The following is a 20388-nucleotide window of genomic DNA, read 5'->3' as shown; positions in this document are numbered from 1 at the left end:
CGAAAACACCGCGTCCGACGGGCTCGGCGCGGCGGTGCGGCGGCGCCTGTGCCATGATGAAAGCGCGTGTTTGCGCGCGAACTGTCACTCGAACAGCGCAAGCACCAAGGTTGTGCATCGCCATCAGCGGGTTTTCCCTGATGAACAGGGCATGAAGTGCACCGAAACAGGGAGGAAATCGCAATGAGTCTGTCATTGGTGCACAGCCGTGCACTGCTGGGCCTGGAAGCCCACCCGGTCTGTGTGGAAGTCCACCTGGCCAATGGCCTGCCCAGCTTCACGCTGGTGGGCCTGGCCGATACCGAGGTGAAGGAAGCGCGCGAGCGGGTGCGCTCGGCCATCGCCAACGCGGGGCTGGAATTCCCCTCGACCAAGCGCATCACCGTCAACCTCGCGCCGGCCGACCTGCCCAAGGACTCGGGCCGTTTTGACCTGCCGATCGCGCTGGGCATCCTGGCCGCCAGCGGCCAGATCAGCGCCACGCGCCTGGCCGGCTGGGAATTCGCCGGCGAGCTCTCGCTGGGCGGCGAATTGCGCCCGGTACGTGGCGCGCTGGCCATGAGCCTGGCGCTCCATGGTGGTGCACAAACCGCCGATGTCCCACCGGCCCGCCTGGTGCTGCCGCCCGACAGCGCCGTAGAGGCCGCGCTGGTGCCGCAGGCCCAGGTCTACCGGGCGCGCCACCTGCTGGACGTGGTGCGCCAGTTCCTGCCCGAGGGCGCCGCCACCGGAGAACCAGCGCCCGCCGACGACGACGGCTGGGCCCGGCTGCTGCCGACCGAGGTGGGCCAGAGCCCGGGCTACGCCGATCTGGCGGACGTGAAAGGCCAGGCCGCGGCCAAGCGCGCGCTGGAGATCGCCGCCGCCGGGGGCCACAGCGTGCTCATGGTGGGGCCGCCGGGCTCGGGCAAGTCCATGCTGGCGCAGCGTTTTGCCGGTCTGCTGCCGCCCATGAGCACCCGCGAAGCCCTCGAATCGGCCGCCGTGGCCTCGCTGGCCGGGCGCTTCGCACTGGCGCGCTGGGGCCAACGCCCCACCTGTTCGCCCCACCACACGGCCAGCGCGGTGGCGCTGGTGGGCGGCGGTTCACCGCCGCGGCCGGGGGAAATCTCGCTGGCGCACCACGGCGTGTTGTTTCTGGACGAATTGCCGGAGTTTCCCCGCGCCGCGCTGGAAGCCCTGCGCGAGCCGCTGGAGAGCGGCCACATCCGCATCTCGCGGGCCGCCATGCAAAGCGAGTTCCCGGCGCGCTTCCAGCTCGTGGCCGCCATGAACCCCTGCCCCTGCGGCTTTCTGGGCCACCCCACCCGGGCCTGCCGCGACACGCCCGACCAGATCTCGCGCTACCAGGGCAAGCTCAGCGGCCCGCTGCTCGACCGCATCGACCTGCACGTGGAAGTGCCGGCCCTGCCCAGCGACGACCTGCTGCACGGCGCGCTGGGCGAGAGCAGCGAAACGGTGCGCGAACGGGTGCAGACCGCGCGCGACCGCGCCCAGCAGCGCCAGGGCCACACCAACCAGGCGCTGGCGGGCGCGGCGCTGGACGAACACCTGCAGGCCGACGCCACCGCCCTCAAGTTCCTCAACACCGCCGCCGCCCGGCTGGGCTGGAGCGCACGCAGCACCCACCGCGCCCTGCGCGTGGCGCGCACCATCGCCGACCTGGCGGGCAGCGATCTGGTGGGGGTGGGCCACGTGGCCGAAGCGGTGCAGTACCGGCGGGCGCTGCGGTCAGGGGGTTGAGGGCCCCGCGTCCGGCGCCACGACCGCCACCCTCGGCGTTGCCGGCGCGGCTTTCTCGCGGTTCGTGCCGAACCACCAGCCGCCCGCCGCGGCGCTCGCCAGCACGAGGCCCACCAACACGAGCCGGCCGGCGTTCGGCCCCCGGGCCACAGGCGCGGCCTTGCGGCTGGGCGTCGCCAGCGCGGGGAGCAGGGAGGCGCGGCAGGTCCGGCAGGCCGTGGCGGCCAACGGGTTCTTGGACTGGCAGGCCGGGCAGGTCTGCAACAGCCCCGCGGCCTGGGTGGGGGCCTGGGGCTCGTGGCGTGGGGCCGAGGGCTTGGCCCCCAGCGGGGTCCCGCAACCTTGGCAGAACCGCGCTCTGTCCCCGTTTTCAGCCCCACATGCTGCACACACCGCCATGAATCACCTGTCGTTTGAACCGTTCCTGCAGGGTTTCTAGCACCGCCCGGCGCCGCGACCCGCCGCCGGCCCGCAGGCGGGCGTGGCGCCGGGATGGGCGGTTGAAACGCCCGCGGACGGCGCCAAAAAGGAGAACCAAAGCGGGATACTCGGAACCCGCACGCCACCCGGACCCGACCACCATGAGCATCGAACTCTCCAAAGAAGCCCGCCAGCAGGCCACCACCTCCATCGAGCGCTATTTCCGCGAACACATGGACGAGCCCATCGGCAACGTGGCCGCGGGCGGGCTGCTGAACTTCTTTCTGAAGGAGATCGGCCCGAGCATCTACAACCGGGCCGTGGCCGACGCGCAGGAGCGCCTGCTGGGCCGGGTGCAGGAGCTGGACATCGAGGTGCACGAGGACGAGTTCGGCTACTGGAAGGCGGCCAGCCGCCCGCCCCGCGGCCGCGGCTGACGCCCAACGGCGGCGCCTGGGCACCGAGCGGGCGCCCGCACTGCCCATACTTCACCCCCAGAAACCCACCACAACAACGGAGACAAACCGATGAAGCCCTCTTCCCTGCCCCAGCTGATACTGGCCACGGCGCTGCTCGCCGCCACCAGCGTTTCCGGCGCGGCCACCGCCTTTGAAAAAACCACCGTCCTGGCGGGCAGCACGCTGGTGATGAACGGCACCGGCACGCGCTACAAGGCGATCTTCAAGGTGTACGACATGGCGATGTACCTGCCCGCCACCGCGAAGACCTCCGAGGCGGTGCTGGCGCTGCCCGGCCCGAAGAAGCTGAGCTTCGTGGCGCAGCGCAAGGTCTCGGGCACCGACCTGGGCCTGGCCTTCCTGCGCGGCCTGAAGGACAACAACCCGCCCGAGCTGATGCGCAAGCACACGCTCTCGACCACGCGCCTGATCGACATCTTTTCGGGCAAGAGCCATGTGGACGAGGGCCACACCTTTGCCATGGAGTTCGTCCCGGGCAAGGGCACGCAGTTCTTCATCCAGGGTGTGGCCCAGGGCGATGCCATCGACGACGCGGAGTTTTTCCAGATGGTGCTGCGCATCTGGCTGGGCAACGACCCGGTCGACATGCGTCTGAAGGAAGGCCTGCTCGGCAACTGAGCGCCAGCTTCGAGCGGTGGCGCATGCCGGCCGCTTCCGCCCCCCAGGGACTCCCATGACACTCGACCACCTGAACGCCGCCCACGCCATCCCCGATCAACTGGCCTTCATCGCCGGGCCAGGCGGCCTGCCGCTGATCGAGGTCCACAACGCGCACGCCAGCGCGCAGGTGTCCCTGCACGGCGGCCAGGTGCTGCGGTTCCGCCCGCACACGGCCAGCGCCGACCTGCTGTTCGTGAGCGAGCGCGCCAGGTACCAGGTGGGCACGGCGATCCGGGGCGGCGTCCCGGTGTGCTGGCCCTGGTTTGGCCCCGACCCCGAGGGCCTGGGCCGGCCCAACCACGGTTTCGCGCGCACAAGGCTGTGGTCGGTCGCTGGCACCACCGCCCTGCCCGACGGCGCCACGCGCATCGCGCTGGCGCTGACGGACACACCCGACACCCGGGCGATCTGGCCGCACGGTTTTCAGCTGATGCTGGAGATCACCGTCGGCCCGAGCCTGCGGCTGGCACTGCTGACCCGCAACACCGGCGGCCAGCCGTTCACCATCGCCCAGGCGCTGCACAGCTACCTGGCGGTGGGCGAACTGGCGCAGACCACCGTGGCCGGGCTGGACGGCTGCCACTGCATCGACAAGGCGGCCGGCGCCTCGGGCGCGTTGCGGCAGCAGGTCGGCGCGGTCACGTTCACGTCCGAGGTGGACCGCATCTACACCGGCGCCCCCGCCGCGTTGAGCGTACAGGACGGTGCCGGGCAACGCACGCTGCGCATCCGCAGCGAAGGCAGCCGCAGCGCCGTGGTGTGGAACCCCGGGGCCACCCTGGCGGCCGGCATGGCCGATCTGGCGGACGACGAATACCAGCGCTTCGTCTGCGTGGAAACCGCCAACGTGGCGGACGACGCGGTGACGGTGCCCCCGGGTGGCGAACACCGGCTGGTGGCCGAGATCGGCTGGCAGGCCGGACCGGGCTGAACGCGGTGGTGCAAGGAATCGGAGGCGGAACGAAGGCCTTCCAGCCCCCTCAGTTCACCCCGTCCAGGGCCTTGTTCAGATCGGTGCTGATGTCGAGCCGGGCCGGCCACCACTGGCCGTCGCTGCTCTTGTAGAAATAGGCGCTCCAGATCAGCGGCGTCTGCGGGTATTTGCCCAGGTACATCAGGCGCATGAGAGAGGGGGCGAGGCTCCATTCCCGCACCTTCTCGAAACCGCTCGCGGTGCCCAGCGTGGGCAGCACGGTCTTGAGCTGCTGCTGCATCATCAGGATCTGCGGCATGGCCACGCTGGCCCCCGGGCTGGGCCGGAAAAACGCCTGCACCGCCGGCTCCACCCCCTGTTGATCCAGCTGGAGCAGGAAGCCTTCCATCTGCTCCGTGGGCGTGGCCGCGCGGGCCACCGCCGCGAACCACAGCAACGCGGCCCCGATCACCATGCTCTTTTTCATCGCTTGACCTCCCTGGTCTTGTCCGTTGTGGACAGCTGCATGGTAGCGATTCGGGCCCACACCACAAGCCCAATCGGGGCGCCCGCCCCGGGGGGAGGGACATCACGGACCCGTTCGGCGCGAACGGCCCGCGCCGCCAGCCGCGCTTTGCGGGGCGATCAGTTGTCCAGCTTGCGGCGGCTCGCCTCTTCCATTTCGCGGAACCGGACGCAGATCGGGTCGCGGGCGAAAGACGGCTTGCGGCACTCGCGGATGCGGCACAGGTCGCGCGCGAAGAAGTTGGTGCTGCCGGCGCAGGCCAGCTCCACCGTGGCGGCGGACGCCGCAGGCGGCGGAGTGGTTTCGGTTTTCGCCTCGGCCGGTGTCGCCGTGGCGGGTTGCGGCGACGGTGCCGGCGCAGGCGTCGGGGACGCGGCCGCCGCTGCGGTGGCTTCGGCGCGGCGCCGGGCCTGCTCGGCGCGCCGCCGCTGTTCCGCCGCCATGGCCGCGCGCTGCTGCTCCAGCGCGGCGGAGCGGGCCTGGTCCTCGCGCTCCAGGCGCTCCAGCGACAGGCGCAGGCGCTCGGCCTCCGAGAGATGCGTCTCGCTGCCCGGCGCCGTTGAGGCCGTGGCGAGGTCCGGCACGGCCGGTTCGGGGGCGGGCACCGGGGCGGGCGGCGCCGGTTCGTTCGCGGAAGCGGCGGGCACTGTGGCCTCGGGCGTGGCGGCCAGCGAGGCCGGGTCGCCGGTGTTGCTCAGTTTCCACCAGGTCCCAAGGCTCGCCAGCACCAGCACGACCCCCACCAGCAAAACGCCTGCGCGCTGGCGGGTGCCGCTCCCGGGTAGCTCGGGCATGGGGTGGTAGGCCACCGACGGCGGAACCAGGGGCACGCCGCAGGCCTGGCAGAACCGGGCTTTGGCCGGGTTGCGCACCTTGCAGGTCGGGCAGATGTGTTCTGGAAGCGCGCCGCCGCGCGTCGACGCGGCCTCTGGCGGCAATGGCGCAGCGCAGCCCCTGCAGAACTTCGCCTTGTTCCTGTTTTCTGTTCCGCAAGCCTTGCACACCGCCATGATCTACCCGTCACTTGAAGTCTGGGCACTTTCTAGCACAGTGCGCCGATGCTGTGTCCCCGCAGGTGGTCGAGCGGGGGAATCTCCCATACAAACGGTTACAAGTTGGGCCCGAGCCAGCGCCGCAGTTCGCTGGCGGCCACGCCGCTGCGCTCGGCCAGGTCCTGCACCTGGTCTTCCCCGATCTTGCCGACGTTGAAGTAGCTGCTGTCCGGGTGGCTCAGGTAGAAGCCGCTCACGCTGGCCGCGGGCGTCATGGCCAGGCTTTCGGTCAGCGCCATGCCGATCTCGTCGGCCTGCAGCAGCGCGAACATGGCGCGCTTGACCGAATGGTCGGGGCAGGCCGGGTAGCCCGGCGCGGGGCGGATGCCCTGGTATTTCTCTTTGATGAGGTCTTCGCTGCTGAGCGCCTCGTCGGCCGCGTAGCCCCAGAGGTCGGTGCGCACGCGGTGGTGCAGGCACTCGGCGAAGGCTTCGGCCAGGCGGTCGGCGAGCGACTTGAACAGGATGGCCGAGTAGTCGTCGTTGGCGTCCAGGAACTGCCGCTCCTTCTTGTCGGCGCCCAGGCCGGCGGTGACGGCGAACAGGCCCACATAGTCGTTGGCGACCCCCTTGGGCGCCACGAAATCGGCCAGGCAGCGGCTGGGGCGCAGCACGCCGTCCACCTCCTGCTTCTCGGTCTGCTGGCGCAGGCCGTGCCAGGTGAGCGCCACCTGGCTGCGGCTCTCGTCGGTGTAGAGCTCGATGTCGTCGTCGTTCACCGTGTTGGCCGGGTACAGGCCGATCACGCCGTTGGCGCTGAGCCAGCGGCCTTCGATGATCTTCTTGAGCATGGCCTGCGCATCGGCGAACACCTTGGTGGCCTGCTCGCCCACCACCTCGTCGCTCAGGATCGCGGGGTAGGGGCCGGCGAGGTCCCAGGTCTGGAAGAACGGGCCCCAGTCGATGTATTTCGCGATCTCGGCGAGGTCGAAGTTCTTGAACTGGCGCTTGCCGATGAATTTCGGCTGGGTGGGTTGGTAGCTGGCCCAGGCGGATTCGGAGGCACCCTCACCCCTGCCCTCTCCCGCCTGCGGGAGAGGGGGCAAGGCGGGCAGCCACTTGTTGGCGCGGGCCTGGGCCAGCGGCCACAGCGGCACCTGCTTCTTGTTGGCGTGCTGGGTGCGCACTCGGTGGTAGTCGGCGTTGAGCTCGGCGATGTACTTCACCCGGCTGTCGCCGATCAGGCTCTGCGCCACGCTCACGCTGCGCGAGGCGTCGGGCACGTAGACCACCGGGCCCTCGTAGTGCGGCGAAATCTTCACCGCCGTGTGCACGCGGCTGGTGGTGGCGCCGCCGATCAGCAGCGGAATGCCCTTCTCGCGGAAGTGCGGGTCCTTCTGCATCTCGCCGGCCACGTACTGCATCTCTTCCAGGCTGGGCGTGATCAGGCCGGACAGGCCCACGATGTCGGCGCCCTCTTCCTTGGCCTTGGCCAGGATCTCGTGGCAGGGCACCATCACGCCCATGTTCACCACCTCGAAGTTGTTGCACTGCAAGACCACGGTGACGATGTTCTTGCCGATGTCGTGCACGTCGCCTTTCACCGTGGCGATCACGATCTTGCCCTTGGGTTTCACGTCCGCGCCCGCGGCCTGCTGCGCCAGTTTCTCTGCCTCGATGTAGGGCAGCAGGTGGGCCACGGCCTGCTTCATCACGCGCGCGCTCTTCACCACCTGGGGCAGGAACATCTTGCCCTGGCCAAACAGGTCGCCGACCACGTTCATGCCGTCCATCAGCGGGCCTTCGATCACGTTGAGCGGGCGCCCGCCCTCGCGCTCGATCTCGCGCCACATCTCTTCGGTGTCTTCGCTGATGAACTCGTTCATGCCGCGCACCAGCGCGTGGCTCAGGCGCTCGCGGATCGGCAGCGCACGCCACTCGTTCTTCTTGCTCTCGTCCTTGGCACCGCTCTTGGCGGTCTCGGCCACCTCCACCAGGCGCTCGCCGGCGTCTGGGCGGCGGTTCAGCACCACGTCCTCAACACGCTCGCGCAGTTCAGGCTCCAGCTCGTCGTACACGCCCACCATGCCCGCGTTGACGATGCCCATGTCCATGCCGGCCTGGATCGCGTGGTACAGGAACACGGTGTGGATCGCCTCGCGCACCGGGTCGTTGCCGCGGAAGCTGAACGACACGTTGGACACGCCGCCGCTCACCTTGGCGCCCGGCAGGTGCTGCTTGATCCAGCGCGTGGCGTTGATGAAATCGACCGCGTAGTTGTTGTGCTCTTCGATGCCGGTGGCGATGGCGAAGATGTTGGGGTCGAAGATGATGTCTTCGGGCGGGAAGCCCACCTCGTCCACCAGGATGCGGTAGGCGCGCTCGCAGATCTCGACCTTGCGCTCGTAGGTGTCGGCCTGGCCCTTTTCGTCGAAGGCCATCACCACGGCCGCCGCGCCGTAGCGCTTCACCAGCCGCGCCTGGCGCTTGAACTCGTCCACGCCTTCTTTCATGCTGATCGAGTTGACGACGCCCTTGCCCTGCACGCAGCGCAGGCCGGCTTCGATCACCTCCCACTTGGAGCTGTCCACCATCACCGGCACGCGCGCGATGTCGGGCTCGCCCGCGATCAGGTTCAGGAACTTCACCATCGCGGCCTTGCTGTCGAGCATGGCCTCGTCCATGTTGATGTCGATCACCTGCGCGCCGTTCTCCACCTGCTGGCGCGCCACGGCCAGCGCCTGCTCGTACTCGCCGTTCAGGATCATGCGGGCGAAGGCCTTGGAGCCGGTGACGTTGGTGCGTTCGCCCACGTTCACGAACAGGCTGCCTGCGCCAATGCGCAGCGGCTCCAGGCCGGACAGCAGCATGGGCGGCACGGCGGCGGCGTGGGACGGGGCGGAAACGGTGGAATCGGAAACAACGGACATGAGGCTCACCAGGGTTGCGGGCAAAAACTGGTGAGCGCCGTTGGGGGTCTGTACGACCAGCCAGGGCCGTGTGGCCCCGACGTCTCAAGCCTGACACCGGGTGCGGGCATCTGGCCGATGCCCCCGGCGCTGCAGCGCTCCTTGAGAGGGGGTGATTTTAGCCGCCAACGGCGCCAGGCACGGCACTGGTGCGATGTTTGCTTGTGCTCCCGCCAACCACTCCACGCCCATGCCACCCCACCGCACAGACCCCGACACCCCCGGCACCGACTGGCACGCCCAGGAGCTGCTGCTCATGCGCGAGGTGATGAAGCTCGTGGGCCGCAGCCTGGCGCCGGCTTTTGTGTTGCGCGAGATGCTGCATTTGATGAGCGAGCTGCTGGGCCTGAACCGGGGGCGCATGGTGCTGGCCGACGAGGCGGCGCCGGGCGCGGAGCGCACCGCCTCCATTCGCCACGCCTACGGCCTCACCGCCGAAGAGGCGGCGCGCGGCGTGTTCCGCTGGGGCGAGGGCATCACCGGCCGCGTGCTGGCCAGCGGCCTGCCGGCCATCGTGCAGGACGTGGACGCCGAGCCCTTGTTCCTCTTTCGCACCGTGGCGCGCGCCCAGCTGCCGCCGCAGACCGTGGCCTTCATCGCGCTGCCGATCGAGGTCAACGGCGCCACCGTGGGCGTGCTGGCCTGCCACCGCATCCGCAGCCGCCAGCGGCACCTGAACGACGACCTGGCGCTGCTGCGCATCCTGGCCACGCTGGCCGGCCAGCTGCTGCAGCTGGAGCAGCTGGTGGCCGAAGAGCGGCGCCAGCTGGCCGCGCGCAACGAGGCGCTGGAGCGTGCGATCGACCTGGGCAGCGCGCGCTACGGGCTGATCGGCCGCTCGCCCGCGCTGCTGCGGGCGCTGGGCGAGCTGGAGCGCGTCTCGCAGTCGCAGGCCACGGTGCTGCTGCTGGGCGAGTCGGGCACCGGCAAGGAGCTGTTTGCCCGCGCGGTGCACCTGGCCAGCGGCCGGCGCGACCAGCCCTTCATCAAGGTCAACTGCTCGGCCATTCCCGACACGCTGTTCGAGTCCGAACTGTTCGGCTACGAGCGCGGCGCCTTCACCGGCGCGAGCACGGCGCGCGCGGGCTGGTTCGAGCAGGCCAACAGCGGCACCATCTTTCTGGACGAGATCGGCGAGCTGCCGCTGGCCATGCAGAGCAAGCTGCTGCGCACGCTGCAGGAAGGCACGCTGGTGCGCCTGGGCGGCACGCGCGAGATCCGCATCGACGTGCGGCTGGTCGCGGCCACCAACCGCGACCTGGCGCGCGAGGTGCAGGCCGGCGGCTTCCGGCAGGACCTGTATTACCGCCTCAACGTGATCCCGATCCGCCTGCCCAGCCTGCGCGAGCGGCGCGAAGACGTGCGCGCGCTGGCGCTGCATTTCGTGAGCCGCGCCAACCAGGCGCACCAGCGCAACGTCAACCTCGCGCCCGACGCGCTGGCGCGGCTGGAGGCGCACGACTGGCCCGGCAACATCCGCGAGCTGGGCAACCTGATCGAGCGCCTGGTGCTGCTGGCCGACCACACGCTGGTGACGGCCGCGGCGCTGGAGCGCTTCATGCCCGAGGCGCTGGGCGATGCCCGCCCCGCGCCAGCCTCGGCACCGATCCCGCCCGCCCTGCCCGCAGGCGCAGGGCTGGTGCGCGACTACCAGAGCGCTGGCTCACACAACGCCCAGACGCTGCAAGACGCGCTGACCCGCCACCAAGGCAACCAGTCGCGTGCGGCGCAAAGCCTGGGGCTCACGCTTCGGCAGTTTGGCTACCGGCTGCGCAAGGCGGGGTTGCGGTGAAGACCGGGGTGAAAGGTGGCCGTGAAAGCCAGCGCTCGGGATGTGTGACAGCATCAGCGCTGTTCCCCAAGATTTGACAGAAGCCGCCATGAAAACCATTGACGAGATGCTGAACCTGGCATTGCTGACCCCCGATGAGCACCAACAGATCAGCAGCTGGATCGCACAGGCCGACACGCCTGACGAAATTTTGAAGATGCCGCGCTTGTTGTGGCGGGCCGTCGAACGGGCCAGCGCGGTCATGGGCATCGACGAAGACCTGATGCGCCCGCCGGCGCTGGATGCTGACGACTTGGTTTGCGGATAGACGACGGGTCGAACTGGTTGCGTGCCGAGGGGCGCGCATGTTGCTCATTGGCCAGGAGCGGCCATCGCTCATTCGGTAACGCCGCCGTTCACCGGTTGCGCTGAGCGGCGCGCACGCCGCTGTCTGAGCTTGGCCCTTTATCCCTCACGCGTCTGCTCCAGCGAGATGTTGACGGCATCATTTTTCAGCCACCCTCGCGCGCGCTCAAGCGCCTCACCGGGCGTCTTGAGCCGCAAGCTATCCGCCACGAATTCGACGTCGTATGTCGCTCCATGCCATAGCTCCAGCTCAAACCCATCCTCGACTTTGCGGAGCTCGAGTGAGTGTACGTTCTTGAGCCCAAACGCCAAGACAAATGGGCCGCGCTGTTTGTCATCGCGGACGCTAATGTCCTGACAAAGGTCTGCCATTCCATCGGCTAGCGCGGAAATCTGTGTGCGCACGTCGCTCATGCCGTCAAACGTTTGAATTCACCGGCGCTGCGCGGCCTCATCGCGCAGCGTCCGGTGGAATGATGGGTTGGGCGCGTTGAGATTTTCGCAAATACTGGAGAAGGTCATAGACATCCCCTTTGCAGCCCGATGACGAGAAGTCCAAGGGTCCCACACCGATTTGGATGCCAACAAAGTCGCTGTAGTCCTGTATGTTTTGCACAAACTCTTTCAGCTGCTCATTTGTTGATGCCCCCATGGCAATGCCTTTGAAATGGCATTCCCGATCTCGGTGTGCAAGGATTCGGTGTCGAGCTGGCTTCAGAAGTTCTCCATAGTCAAGGATGGCTTTCGCTCTGCTGCGAATCTCATCAGTTAATAGGGATTCGTCTTCAAGCTGTTGGTTTAAGAGTTGAACGGTGAGGTTCTCTCTGTCTTTCCCGCGGACCGCAGTGACAGCAGGGTCTATCAGTTTGACCACCTGGAGAATCCAGTCGCGTTGCAGGATTTCAGCAACGTCAGTGAAGAAGGTGGGGGCAATAGCTGTCAGCAGCGATCTGTTCTCATCGCAGTAGAGGGCGTTATACGTGTTGTAGTCTCGCCGCACATTGATTAGGCACTCTCTTAGCTGCTCGAAATCATCAATTAACTTTTGCGGGACCGTCATAAGAGCGCCCAACGTTGGAGGCCAACGGCGAACAATACACGCCGCGAAGCGGCAACCTGATGTTGCTTGTCCGTGTGGGCCGAAGTGTTAAACGTCATTTTCAGCATAGTAAATAATTCTCTCGACTAATGAAGGAAGGTCCAGCAGTTGTATCGACTGGTTAACCCGCCATTCAGTCAGCATCTCTAGAACGATTGACGCCTCCAAAAAATACTCCATGCCAGGAGCTCGTTCGGCGGCGACTTCGCGCCATGGGCGGGAAAGTTCAGCCTCAGACAGTACAAGCGCAACTGCAGCCGACCCTGAGCGAAACTGACCGTCTACGCGCTCGGCAAAAATCAAGGTTTCGTCCGAACACTCACTCAGCCCAGCGATAACTTCGTGCAGTTGCATGACGTTTAACTTTGATTTAAACGGCAAATCGCCGGATACCCACAACCGCTGCCGTTAAACAAAGTCTCATGACATTCCAAAATGCATTTGAAATCAACGCAGTAGCGTCACATACCGATTGAATGAACAGGTTTAACAGATCCGACAAACCCGATTGGTGTCTCTGTGCCTGAGCGGCTTGACAGATCGGGCGCGCGAGCCGTTGGGCAGTTTACTGGGAAGCACGCAGTTGCAATGTCAGAACCTGCTGACCGCTGCAACCGGGATGACTGCTATGAGAGCCATTGCCGGAAGACCGCTACGGGTCGAATCCTGGCATTGCCCTCGAGCCCCAAACAACAAACCCCAGCCCCCAACCGAAAGCACCTTGAAGCACCGCCACTGTGTTGACATTGTGTCGACACAGTGGCAATCGCCAGCAGCGGCATCCCCGGCGAACTTCTGCGCAAATCTCCATAAATCCATAAAAATCAACAGCTTCCGCACGTTGACCTAACTGCGCGCCGCCCTGGCACGACCGTTGCAAAAGAGCACCCAGGCCATCCTGCCTTTGCCCTTTTCAAGAGGTCCCCATGAGCATTGAAGCCACCCTGATCGCACCCGATCAACTCGCCACGCTGCAAGCCGCCGAACCGGTGGTGATCATCGACACGCGCGACGCCGACACCTTTGCCGCAGGCCACATTCCCGGCGCGGTGAACCTGCGCGAGGTGTTCACCTTTCTCGCCACCTCCACGCCCGAGGGCCTGCAGGCGCTCAAGGCCACCTTTACCGACGCGCTGGGCAAGGCCGGCTTGTCGGGCGCCGAGACGGCCGTGTTTTACGAAGACGCGATGAACAGCGGCTACGGCCAGTCGTGCCGCGGCTATTACCTGCTCACCTGGCTGGGCTACCCCAAGATCAAGGTGCTCAACGGCGGCTTCAGCGCCTGGAAGGCGGCCGGCCTGCCCATCTCCACCGAAGCGGCCACGCCCGTGCCCGCCACCTTCCCCGAGCTGCCGATGAGCGACGTGATGCTGACCCAGGCCGATGTGCAGGCCGCGCTGGGCACCAGCACCGTGCTGCTCGACGTGCGCGACGTGGACGAGTGGATCGGCGACAGCTCCAGCCCCTACGGCAAGGACTTCGCGCCGCGCAAGGGCCGCCTGCCGGGCGCGAAGTGGATCGAGTGGTACCGCTTCATGAAGCCCTCGGCCCAGGGCCCGGTGTTCAAGACGCCGGACGAAGTGAAGGCCGAATGCGCCACCGCCGGCATCGCGCCGGACGACACGGTCTATCTGTATTGCTTCAAGGGCGCACGCGCTTCCAACAGCTTCCTGGCGCTCAAGCAGGCTGGGTTCTCGGACGTGCGCATGTACTTCGGCTCGTGGAACGAGTGGTCGCGCGACCCGAGCCTGCCCATCGAAACCGGCCTGCCGGTTGCCAAGTCCAGCAAGCCCGCCAGCCTGGCGCTGGCGGCCTGAACCGCCTTCTTTTTCAACTCCGTTTTTCACCCTTCAGGAAACTTCATGTCCTCCACCGACACCCTCGAACCCACCGCTCCCGTGACCACCGTCAAGGCCTACTTGCGCCCCATCGACGCCAAGGGCCTGGCCGACTTCGCCGCCGGCGGCAAAGCCAACCCGGCGCGGCGCGGCACCAACAAGGTCCACACCGTGATGGAGGGGCAGTACCGCTCGCTGTCGCACGTGGGCGAGAAGCACGTGGTGGTGGTGGACGAGCCGCTGCACCTGTTCGGTGAAGACACGGCGCCCGCGCCCGGCGAGATCGTGCTCTCGGGCCTGGGCGGCTGCATCGCCGTGGGCGTGACGGCCGTGGCCACCTGGAAGGGCGTGAAGCTGAGCAAGCTGGAGGTGTTTCTGGAAGGCGACATCGGCAACCCGGCCGCCTGGGGCGCCGGTGGCGCGCTGCAGATGACGCCGCCGCAGATGGGCTTTCAGGCCGTGCGGGTGAAGGTACTGGTGGAAGGCGACGCGCCGCGCGAGGTGCTGGACGAGATCGTGCAACACGCGAACTTCTATTCGCCGGTGGCCAACACGATGCGCAACCCGATTCCGTTTGAGATCTCGATGGCTTGAAGTTTTTAGCTCCCTCCTCCTCTGGGGGAGGGTGGGGGTGGGGGCATGCATGAAGCGGCGTTGCCGGCGCGCGGGCCCCCATCCCCGCCTTCCCCCAGAGGGGGAAGGAGCGAACTCCCCCGTTCGCCCTGAGCCCTTCGACGGGCTCAGGACAGGCCCTGTCGAAGGGCCCCCACCCACTGGACCCGCCATGAACCCCGCCGACCTGCCCCCCGAACTCGCCACCCCACCCGCTGGTCTCATCGACGCGGTGCGCGCCATCGCCCAGAGCCCGCTGGCCGAGCAGGCCTACGCCATCGACCGCGGCGCCTATCCGGTGGACGTGATGAAGCAGCTGGCGGCGGCCGGCGCCATGAGCGCGCACCTGCCGCAGGCCGACGGCACACCGGGCGACTACGGCCTGGCCATCGCGGCCATGGCCGAGGCGGCCAAGGTCTGCGGCGCCACCGGCTTCATGATGTGGTGCCAGTGCGTGGCGGGGCTGTACATGCAGGCCTCGGGCAACCCGGCGCTCACCGGTGAGCGGCTGGCACGCCACGTGCGCGGCGAGACGCTGGGCGGCACCGGCCTGTCGAACCCGATGAAGAGCTTTGCGCAGATCGAAAGCCTGCTGCTCAAGGCCACGCCGGTGGAGGGCGGTTACCGCGTCAACGGCACCCTGCCCTGGGTCAGCAACCTCGGGCCCGACCACTACTTCGGCGCCATCGCCTCGGTGCAGATCGACGGCGCCTGCGCCGGCCGCGAGATGATGTTCATGCTGCGCTGCGACGCGCCCGGCGTCACGCTCAAGGCCTGCCCCGAGTTCTCGGGCATGGAAGGCACGGGCACCTACAGCGTGCACTGCAAAGACCTGTTCGTGGGCATGGACGACGTGGTGGCCGACCCGGCCAAGCCGACCATCGCGCGCATCCGCGGCGGCTTCGTGCTGCTGCAGTGCGGCATTGCGGCCGGCATCATCCAGGGCGCGATCGACAGCATGTGGGCGGTGGAGGGCCAGCTCGGCCATGTGAACCAGTACCTGGAAGACCGGCCCGCCGAACTGCAGGCCGAGTTCGACGCGCTGGTGGCCCGCATCATGAAGCTGGCACAGACGCCGTTCGACACCTCGACCGACTACTTCATCGACGTGCTCGACGCGCGCGCCCACGGCGCCGAGCTCTGCCTGCGCGCCGCCAACTCCGCGCTGATGCACCAGGGCGCGCGCGGCTACCTGATGAGCAGCGAGGTGCAGCGCCGCGTGCGCGAAGCGCAGTTCGTCGCCATCGTCACACCGGCCATCAAGCACTTGCGCAAAGAGATCGCGCGGCTGAGCGCCGAGGAGATGCCGGCATGAGCGCAGGCGCCTCCATGAACGCCGCGCCCGCCAACGCAACGCCCCTTGCCGCAGCGGCCGCCGCCCTGCAAGCGCTCGCCCCCGCTGCAGCGCATGAAGTGGCCAGCGTGGGGGCTCCATTCAACAAATACATCTGCCACGCCTGCGGCTACATCTACGACGAGGCCGAGGGCGACCCCGACAGCGGCCTGGCCGCCGGCACGCGCTTCGAAGACATCCCCGACGACTGGGCCTGCCCGCTCTGCGGCGTGACCAAGAGCGACTTCGAACCCTACAGCGCGCCCAGCCTGGACGAGCTGCGGGCGCGCGCCGCCGGCGCGGCCCCGGTGGCGATGCGCGGCGGCACACCGGGCGTGGTCATCGTCGGTGGCGGCCGCGCCGGCTGGCAGATGGCCGAAGCCCTGCGCGCGCTCGACGCCGCCCTGCCCATCACCCTGGTGAGCGCCTGCGCCGCCGATGTGTACGACAAGCCCCTGCTCTCGGTGGCCGTGGCGCGGCAGATGGACCCCGGCAAGCTGGTGAAAGAGACCGGCACCGACGCCGCCAAGCGCCTGGGCGTGCGCCTGCTCGCCCACACCGACGCCGTGCGCATCTGCCCCGACACGCGAAGCCTGCGCACCACACGCGGCACGCTGCGCTACGACCAACTCGTACTGGCCCACGGCGCGCAGGCCGCGCTGCCACCCGCGCTGCCCGCTGCGTACTGCTGGCGCATCAACCACCTGGGCGCGTACCAGCGCCTGCGCGCCGCGCTGGGCGACACGGCGAAAGACGTGGTCATCGTCGGCGCCGGCCTGATCGGCAGCGAGCTCGCCAACGACCTCGCGCTCGGCGGCCACCGCATCACCCTGCTCGACGTGATGGCCCAGCCGCTCGCGCGCTGGCCGGGTGAGCAGGCGGGCGCTCCCCTGCTGGAAGCCTGGAAAGACCTGCCGATCCGCTTCGTCGGTGGCGTGCAGGTGGCCGGCGTGGAGAAGCTGGGCGGCGGCTACCGCATCACCACCGCCTGCGGCCAGAAGTTCGTCGCTGACCAGGTGATCGCCGCCGCCGGCCTCACGACCCCGCCGCGCCTGGCGCACAGCGCCGCACTGGCCTGGAACAACGGCATCGCCGTGGACGCGGCCACGCTGCGCACCAGCGACGAGCGCATCCACGCCCTGGGCGACTGCATCACCATCAACGGCCAGGCCAGCCGCTTCATCGAGCCCATTGCACGGCAGGCGCGGGCGATTGCGGCGCACATCTGCGGGGGTGAGCCGGTGCCTTACGAGGCGAAGCCCGCGGTGGTGCGGGTAAAAACCACCTCGCACCCGATGACGCTGCACTGATTCGAAACACCCCCGCAGCGCTTCGCGCTACCCCCTTCACAGGGGGTGGGGAAAAGCCGGCCCGGCGGTGCCCTGGGCGGCTCCGTTTCATGCCGCGGGGCGTGGTATTCAAGGCCGCCGAAAGCGCCCACCCCGCCACAGCGGCCAGCCGTATTCAAGCAACGTTGAATGTGAAGCCAACGTTTTAAAGCCAGCTTTAAAACGCGCCTTCAAGACTCCGGCGCCGCATGCGCCTTCGCGAACGCCAGGATCACCTCGCGCACGATCTTGCGCTGCGGGGCCGGCAGCTTCAGGAAGGCTTCGAACGCCTCGCGCTCCTGGTAGCCCACGCCCTCGTCCCAGCGCTGGCGGCGCTCCTGCACCGAGTGGCGCACGGCCACGCCAAAGCGCAACACCTCCGGCTCCACCCCCAGCCAGTCGGCCAGCACCTGCAGCTTTTCCTGCGACGGGATGGCCTCGCCGCGCAGCCAGCGGCGCACCCCCTGCAGCGTGACCGAACGCCCCCAGTAGCGCGTGTTGAATTCGCGTTCCAGCACCACCGGGCGCAGCGCATAGCCCGCCTGGGTCATGGCATCGCGCAGGCGCTGGGCAAACTCCGCTTTTTCGTTCATGAACAGGAAAGTAAGTTTCGAGCAACCTCCTGAACACCTTTTGGTTGTTGTTTTGTTAAACTTTTTGTTCACACCAGGGGGAACAAAAAGCCATGAAGAAGTCACTGCTCCTGCGGCTGCCCGACATCGTTGCCCACGGGCACCGGCAGGCCAGCCACTTTCTGGACGGTCTGGACGACCGGCAGCGCATCGCATGGCACCCGCGGCACCGGGCATTGTCCGCCCACGGCGCCGCGCACCACCTCGACCACCCGGACCACCCCAGCCGCGACCACCGCGATCACCTGGTGTGTGGCGACGATCTGGCGGTGCTGGCCGCGCTGCTGGCCGGCCACCCCGCCCTGCCCCGGCTGCGTGGCCGGGTGGGTCTGATTTGTTTTGACCCTGGCCCGGACGCCCCGGCGGCGCGCGCCGGCAGCGCGGCACAGACCGACAAGGAGCGCCTAACCGGGCTCACGCTGCGGCTGCTGCTCATGCGCGCGCTGCTCGCGGACACCGGCTTCATCCGCGTGCGGCTCGGGCAAGACCCGGCGGGTTGCGCCCGGCTCGTGGTGGACACGGTGTTCGGCTCGGAAAACAGCGCGCAGGACATCCTCTGGCACACCCCACCCTCGCCGCGCATGGCCAGCGCCGCCCTGCGCCATGGCCTGGTGCATGTCTACGCCAAACACCGGCGCCGCGTCGAGCCCGTCCTGCCCGGCCCGACGGTGCCCTGGGGCCCGTCGTCCAGCCCGGCAGAGGCCATGCTGCGCCACTTGCTGGCCGTGTCCACCGCGCCGGGCGACACCGTGGTGGCGTTCAACGCCGGAGCCGAGATCGCTGCGGTGGCCGCGCCCTCGGCGCGCCAGTGGGTCATCACCGCGCCGGACGCGTCGGCTTGCGATGCCCTGCACCAGCGCCTGAGCGCCCGGGGTGCGCGGCCGTTTTTGCGGCAGGCCGTGTAGTGAAGCCCCCCGGCGGCGCTCAAGGCGGTCTGGAACCTGGAGACGCTCAGGGCGCTGACGCCAAAGGGCTCATCCCGTACCGGGTCGTCAGCAGCACCTGGATTCTTGCGGCAATGACCGCACATTCACCGGGCTCCAGAGCACTGAACTGCGCGCACCAAGCCTCCGACTGGGCAAACGCCGGAAACCGGGGCGGCTCGCCCCATTGCCAATCGGGATGCGTCGCCTGCGGGCCTCGTCCAAACACATGCAGGTGCATCTTCCGGTGGAGCCGAGGGGTTTTGGGGCCCACGGGCTGGGCCAGCGCATTGAGCGCGTTGTTGCCGGCCTCCCAATAGTTGAGACACCCGCCCTCGAGCTGAGGCAAGGTGTCCAGCATGGCCTTTCCGGTGGCGGCCACCAGACAGGCCCAACGGGCCAGCTCATCGGGCGTCAACTCGCTTCGTTCCCAGACCGGTCGGGGCGGGTTGACCAGCAGGTGCCCGCCGTCCCTGCCATGGTTCATCGGGCGCTTCGGCAGGCCCACGGTGCCGCCCGCGCACACAACCAGGGTGTGATGCATGTCCAATTCAAAGTCTCCAAAAAAGTGGGGTGAAAGAAACCGGTACCGGTTTTCCATGGCGGCGGGGTGGTTCGCCTCAATCGCTGCGCCGCTTCACGCAGGCCAGTGCCGTGCCCGCCAGCAGCAGCGCCGCACCGCCATAGATCCACGGCGCCGGCGCAATGGGCAACAGCAGGCCCGCGAGCACGGGGCCGCCACCCGCCCCCATGTCCCGCCAGACCGACCGCGTGGCCAGGGCCTGTATGCGTCCGGGCCCCGGTGTGCGAAGCGCGACCAGCGGTGGCAGCAGCGGCAGCAGCAAGGCGCGCAGGATCACGATGGCCAGTGCGCAGGTCCACAACCAGCCGAAACCAAAGCCCACGAGGGCGACGGAGGTCAGCACCGAGAAGACCACCAGCAGGACTTCCGGGCCGTGCCTTTCAGCCATGTGCCCGCCCGCCGAACTCAGCACGATTTCCGCCAGGTAACGGACCGACAACAACAGGCCCGCCACGACGACCGGATGGCCCGGCAACAGGTCACGGCCCAGGTACGACAGGCCGATGATGAACAGGCCGTCCAGCACCAGGCCTTCAACGAAAGAAAAGCTGTCCAGGCTGCCCGGGCGCCTGGCCCACTTTTTCCCCGACGGCGGCTCGGCGTGGGGGACGGTGGGCAGCTGGCGCGCCACCCGCACCCCAGCCAGCGCGGCGATCGCGAACAGGAAAAAGATCGCTTTGGGACCCAGCCACAGCGCACACACACCGCCCAAGGGCAGCGCCAGCATCGGCCCCAGGGCCGTCACCGCGCGGGAACGCCCGGCCCGGCGCGCGGCGCCCGCCGGTTCGGCCGTGGCCAAGGCCTGTGTGGTCAGGTTCAGCGCGGCGAACGCCAGCCCCCACAGCAGCCGAAGGCACAACAAGGCGACGAAGCCGGTGACCGTGGCATACCCCAGCGCGCACACCGCAGCGGCCAGCGCCGCCAGCGTGCAGGTGCGCCGCTCACCGTGGCGGGCGTAGAACCGCGCCACCGCCCCATACCCGGCGATGCGCACCAGGCGGTTCGCGGCCAGCAGCATCCCCGCTTCGGGCAGGCTGACACCAAACGCGGGCGCGAACATGGGCAAGAGCAGGTAGAGCACCGTGTCTCCCGGCAGTGACAACCCGAGCACCCAGGCCGCATGGCGCGAGTCGCGGTCAGAGCTTGAAGGGAGGGTGGGCGCTGGCATGGGTGCATGGTGCGCAACACCACCACGCTCGAC

Annotated in this window: 21 protein-coding genes, 1 pseudogene and 1 riboswitch; of the genes and pseudogenes, 11 read left to right on the top strand and 11 right to left on the bottom strand. The window is 68.2% G+C overall.

Features of this window, described 5'->3' with window-relative positions:
* The first annotated feature begins 183 nt into the window (after positions 1-183).
* On the top strand, positions 184-1743 hold the full coding sequence (locus KIH07_RS04555) for a YifB family Mg chelatase-like AAA ATPase (protein ID WP_226490840.1): 1560 nt from the start codon (positions 184-186) through the stop codon (positions 1741-1743).
* Here KIH07_RS04555 and KIH07_RS25525 read toward each other — a convergent pair.
* Positions 1732-2142: a double zinc ribbon domain-containing protein gene (locus tag KIH07_RS25525; protein ID WP_226490839.1), complete on the bottom strand. Its 411-nt coding sequence runs from the start codon at positions 2140-2142 to the stop codon at positions 1732-1734. The genes KIH07_RS04555 and KIH07_RS25525 overlap by 12 nt on opposite strands.
* A gap of 182 nt (positions 2143-2324) precedes the next feature.
* Between KIH07_RS25525 and KIH07_RS04545 the strand changes: the two genes are divergently transcribed.
* From KIH07_RS04545 to KIH07_RS04535, 3 genes are all read left to right on the top strand, one after another.
* A complete protein-coding gene (locus KIH07_RS04545; protein WP_226490838.1) occupies positions 2325-2600 on the top strand; it encodes a DUF2164 domain-containing protein in 276 nt (91 codons plus the stop codon).
* A gap of 90 nt (positions 2601-2690) precedes the next feature.
* Entirely contained in the window at positions 2691-3260 is a 570-nt protein-coding gene (locus KIH07_RS04540) for a chalcone isomerase family protein (protein WP_226490837.1), read from the top strand.
* 55 nt (positions 3261-3315) lie between these two features.
* The gene (locus tag KIH07_RS04535; protein WP_226490836.1) at positions 3316-4233 is read left to right on the top strand and encodes a D-hexose-6-phosphate mutarotase; all 918 of its coding nucleotides are present in this window, start codon (positions 3316-3318) and stop codon (positions 4231-4233) included.
* 49 nt (positions 4234-4282) lie between these two features.
* Here the strand turns inward: KIH07_RS04535 and KIH07_RS04530 are convergent, their stop codons facing one another.
* From KIH07_RS04530 to metH, 4 genes and pseudogenes are all read right to left on the bottom strand, one after another.
* Positions 4283-4702 (bottom strand): hypothetical protein, encoded by a 420-nt coding sequence (locus KIH07_RS04530; protein WP_226490835.1) that lies wholly within the window; start codon positions 4700-4702, stop codon positions 4283-4285.
* A gap of 158 nt (positions 4703-4860) precedes the next feature.
* Positions 4861-5571: a hypothetical protein gene (locus tag KIH07_RS04525; protein WP_226494825.1), complete on the bottom strand. Its 711-nt coding sequence runs from the start codon at positions 5569-5571 to the stop codon at positions 4861-4863.
* A gap of 12 nt (positions 5572-5583) precedes the next feature.
* A pseudogene (locus KIH07_RS25520) lies at positions 5584-5751 on the bottom strand (double zinc ribbon domain-containing protein); the annotation flags it as partial.
* 98 nt (positions 5752-5849) lie between these two features.
* On the bottom strand, positions 5850-8663 hold the full coding sequence (gene metH / locus KIH07_RS04515; protein WP_226490834.1) for a methionine synthase: 2814 nt from the start codon (positions 8661-8663) through the stop codon (positions 5850-5852).
* A 25-nt stretch (positions 8664-8688) separates the two neighbouring features.
* Positions 8689-8812: riboswitch (S-adenosyl-L-homocysteine riboswitch) on the bottom strand.
* 80 nt (positions 8813-8892) lie between these two features.
* Between metH and KIH07_RS04510 the strand changes: the two genes are divergently transcribed.
* A complete protein-coding gene (locus tag KIH07_RS04510) occupies positions 8893-10494 on the top strand; it encodes a sigma 54-interacting transcriptional regulator (protein WP_226490833.1) in 1602 nt (533 codons plus the stop codon).
* A gap of 88 nt (positions 10495-10582) precedes the next feature.
* Entirely contained in the window at positions 10583-10801 is a 219-nt protein-coding gene (locus KIH07_RS04505) for a hypothetical protein (protein ID WP_226490832.1), read from the top strand.
* Positions 10802-10938: 137 nt separating this feature from the next.
* Here the strand turns inward: KIH07_RS04505 and KIH07_RS04500 are convergent, their stop codons facing one another.
* The 3 genes from KIH07_RS04500 to KIH07_RS04490 all read right to left on the bottom strand — a co-directional run bounded on the left by KIH07_RS04500 (position 10939) and on the right by KIH07_RS04490 (position 12292).
* Positions 10939-11253 (bottom strand): hypothetical protein, encoded by a 315-nt coding sequence (locus KIH07_RS04500; RefSeq protein ID WP_226490831.1) that lies wholly within the window; start codon positions 11251-11253, stop codon positions 10939-10941.
* A gap of 37 nt (positions 11254-11290) precedes the next feature.
* Entirely contained in the window at positions 11291-11899 is a 609-nt protein-coding gene (locus KIH07_RS04495) for a hypothetical protein (protein ID WP_226490830.1), read from the bottom strand.
* Between the two features lie 87 nt (positions 11900-11986).
* On the bottom strand, positions 11987-12292 hold the full coding sequence (locus KIH07_RS04490; RefSeq protein WP_226490829.1) for a hypothetical protein: 306 nt from the start codon (positions 12290-12292) through the stop codon (positions 11987-11989).
* A 572-nt stretch (positions 12293-12864) separates the two neighbouring features.
* Here KIH07_RS04490 and KIH07_RS04485 point away from each other — a divergent pair.
* The 4 genes from KIH07_RS04485 to rd all read left to right on the top strand — a co-directional run bounded on the left by KIH07_RS04485 (position 12865) and on the right by rd (position 17031).
* Positions 12865-13755: a sulfurtransferase gene (locus tag KIH07_RS04485; protein ID WP_226490828.1), complete on the top strand. Its 891-nt coding sequence runs from the start codon at positions 12865-12867 to the stop codon at positions 13753-13755.
* Between the two features lie 45 nt (positions 13756-13800).
* Positions 13801-14370, top strand: coding sequence for an OsmC family protein (locus KIH07_RS04480; RefSeq protein ID WP_226490827.1), 570 nt, complete (start codon positions 13801-13803; stop codon positions 14368-14370).
* 190 nt (positions 14371-14560) lie between these two features.
* A complete protein-coding gene (locus KIH07_RS04475) occupies positions 14561-15703 on the top strand; it encodes an acyl-CoA dehydrogenase family protein (protein WP_226490826.1) in 1143 nt (380 codons plus the stop codon).
* Positions 15700-17031, top strand: a complete 1332-nt coding sequence (gene rd, locus KIH07_RS04470) for a rubredoxin (RefSeq protein ID WP_226490825.1) — start codon at positions 15700-15702, stop codon at positions 17029-17031. The genes KIH07_RS04475 and rd overlap by 4 nt, the downstream gene beginning before the upstream one ends.
* A gap of 209 nt (positions 17032-17240) precedes the next feature.
* Here rd and KIH07_RS04465 read toward each other — a convergent pair whose 3' ends face one another.
* The gene (locus KIH07_RS04465) at positions 17241-17642 is read right to left on the bottom strand and encodes an XRE family transcriptional regulator (protein ID WP_226490824.1); all 402 of its coding nucleotides are present in this window, start codon (positions 17640-17642) and stop codon (positions 17241-17243) included.
* 92 nt (positions 17643-17734) lie between these two features.
* On the opposite strand from KIH07_RS04465, the gene KIH07_RS04460 reads away from it, so the two are divergent.
* Positions 17735-18586: a hypothetical protein gene (locus tag KIH07_RS04460; protein ID WP_226490823.1), complete on the top strand. Its 852-nt coding sequence runs from the start codon at positions 17735-17737 to the stop codon at positions 18584-18586.
* Between the two features lie 46 nt (positions 18587-18632).
* On the opposite strand, the gene KIH07_RS04455 is transcribed toward KIH07_RS04460, so the two are convergent.
* Together KIH07_RS04455 and KIH07_RS04450 are read right to left on the bottom strand one after the other, a co-directional pair.
* Positions 18633-19148 carry a hypothetical protein gene (locus tag KIH07_RS04455; protein ID WP_226490822.1) on the bottom strand — a complete coding sequence of 172 codons (516 nt, stop codon included), beginning with the start codon at positions 19146-19148 and terminating at the stop codon, positions 18633-18635.
* A 76-nt stretch (positions 19149-19224) separates the two neighbouring features.
* Positions 19225-20355 (bottom strand): MFS transporter, encoded by a 1131-nt coding sequence (locus tag KIH07_RS04450; protein WP_226490821.1) that lies wholly within the window; start codon positions 20353-20355, stop codon positions 19225-19227.
* Between the last annotated feature and the right edge of the window lie 33 nt (positions 20356-20388).

The organism is Hydrogenophaga taeniospiralis, assembly GCF_020510445.1.
Lineage (GTDB): Bacteria > Pseudomonadota > Gammaproteobacteria > Burkholderiales > Burkholderiaceae_C > Hydrogenophaga.
Note: the sequence above shows the minus strand (reverse complement) of the source record. Positions and strands in the feature narration are given on the sequence as shown.